The organism is Methylobacterium trifolii, assembly GCF_022179685.1.
Taxonomy (GTDB): domain Bacteria; phylum Pseudomonadota; class Alphaproteobacteria; order Rhizobiales; family Beijerinckiaceae; genus Methylobacterium; species Methylobacterium trifolii.
This window is the reverse complement of record NZ_BPRB01000279.1, coordinates 1-1,868: the sequence shown is the minus strand read 5'-3', so window position 1 is coordinate 1,868 and position 1,868 is coordinate 1. Positions and strand designations below refer to the sequence as shown.

Genomic DNA, 1,868 nt, shown 5'->3' with positions numbered 1-1,868 from the left:
CGGCCGTCAGCGCCTCTTCATCATCGCGGCCCCGCGATACCTTGCGCAGTGTCGAGCGATGCTGTCCGAGCGCCCGACAAGCGCGGCGCTCGGAGACGGTCATCGTCCGCATGATGTGCTCGACACAGGCGCGTCGGCGCGCGGGGCTCAGAAGTTTCCCCGGGACGCCTCCTGCAAGATCAGCTTGTCCAGCGTCAAATCGGCGATGGCTTTTCGAAGTCGAGCATTCTCGGTCTCCAGACTCTTCATCCGTCGAACCTGATCCGACTTCAGGCCGCCAAACTCACGCCGCCACCGGCAGTACGTCACCGAACTCACGCCGAGCGCGCGGATTGCATCTGCAACGCTCTGGCCCTGTGATATCAGCACATCCGCCTGCCATAGCTTCGCGACGATCTTCTCGGGCTTCGGGTGTTTTGCCATCTCGTCCGTCCTCCAGGCTCAAAAGCCATACCAAAGGGCGGACCACTTCAATGGGGGCTGACCAGGTTCGCAACAACGCTTTCAGCTTGGAGAAGGCTTGCTCGATGGGGTTGAAGTCTGGGCTGTAGGCCGGGAGTTAGGATAGGCGCGCGCCGGCCGTTTCGATCTGCTCGCGCACGCCAGCCACCTTGTGGGACGGCAGGTTGTCAAGGATGACCGCGTCGCCCCACTTCAACACCGGAACGAGGGTGTCGGTGACGTAGGCCCGGAAGCGCTCGCCGTTCGTCTCTCCATCGAACAAGGTGGTGGCGACGAGGCCGCTGGTGCGCAGGGCGGCGGTGACGGTGGTGGTCTTGTAGTGCCCGTGCGGAGCGGAGATGCGGCAGCGCTCCCCGCGTGGGGATCGGCCGTATGGCCGGACCATGTTGGTGGCGGCCGCCGTCTCGTCGATGAAGACGAGGCTGTCTGGATCGAGAGAGAGTTGGCCGTCGAACCATGCCTCCCGGGCAGCCCTCACGTCCTCGCGCTGCTGCTCGGCTGCGTGCAGAGCCCCTTTTTACGGCTGATTCCGTGCCGACCGAAGAACCGCCACAACCCGCTCGTGCTGGTTCGGACACCCTGCTCGGCCAGCCTATCGCGTAGCTCCCGCAGGAAGATCTGCGGATGCGCGCGGCAGATCTCCAGGACCGTCTCGGCATGAGCTTCGATGGCGGGCGGGGACCGGTCGCCGCCCGAGGGCTTGGGGGCGATCTCACCCTCGGCCCGGAAGCGCGCGTGTCACCGGATCGCGCTGGCCTTCCCGACACCGAAGCGCTCGGCTGCCTGCCGACGCGAGGACCCCGCTTCGATCGTCGCGATGACACGCTCGCGCAGATCGATCGACAAAGCTGACGGCATGGCGCTCTCCTTCGAAAGCGCGCCATCGAATCAGAACGGGACCGTCACCGCTACCCCCGACTCAATGCAAAAGGGAACGGCTCTAGATGCTCAGCGCACAGCCGTCGACGCTGACGACGCATCGTCGAGGCGTGCTCGGGAGCTGCAAGCCATGGATACTCCGCAACAAGTTCGTAGCGATGGTCGGAATGGCCAAGTGCGCGAACCAGCCGTGCGGCGAGTCGGCCGCCCAGCGCGACACCCGACCGGGCATGCGCATCGGTGACGCGGCAGGTCCGCTCGGCGTGGCGGCCGATCAGCGTCAGAAAGCGCTCGGCAACGGTGCGGAGTAGGCAACCCGGCTCGGGGCAATAAAAGCGTCGAATCTCACGCTGCAGACGAATCGCCGTGCGACCGGTCGGCAGATCCCCCGCCCGTCAACGATACAGACTATGGCCCGCGACGCTGACGCTCCGGCAGATTGGGCAGCGAACGTAATCGCGTTTCACCTCGGCCGAGATGCTTGAGGCGGTCGGACCGTCACGCACGAAATGGACGTGGCGGCGCCG

General features: G+C 65.4%; 1 protein-coding gene and 2 pseudogenes. 1 reads left to right on the top strand and 2 read right to left on the bottom strand.

The annotated features are described in order from the left end of the window. Both COGEMETH_RS21905 and COGEMETH_RS21900 read right to left on the bottom strand, forming a co-directional pair. Positions 1-423 (bottom strand): annotated as a pseudogene (locus COGEMETH_RS21905) (transposase); the annotation flags it as partial. A 55-nt stretch (positions 424-478) separates the two neighbouring features. Next, positions 479-1,320: pseudogene (locus tag COGEMETH_RS21900) on the bottom strand (IS630 family transposase); the annotation flags it as partial. Positions 1,321-1,406: 86 nt separating this feature from the next. Here COGEMETH_RS21900 and COGEMETH_RS21895 point away from each other — a divergent pair. Next, positions 1,407-1,652, top strand: coding sequence for a hypothetical protein (locus COGEMETH_RS21895; protein ID WP_238184802.1), 246 nt, complete (start codon positions 1,407-1,409; stop codon positions 1,650-1,652). Positions 1,653-1,868: the final 216 nt, after the last annotated feature.

Bases quoted from the DNA above. Each gene is read 5' to 3' on its own strand.
- COGEMETH_RS21895 (WP_238184802.1), top strand. From the start codon at position 1,407: ATGCTCAGCGCACAGCCGTCGACGCTGACGACGCATCGTCGAGGCGTG.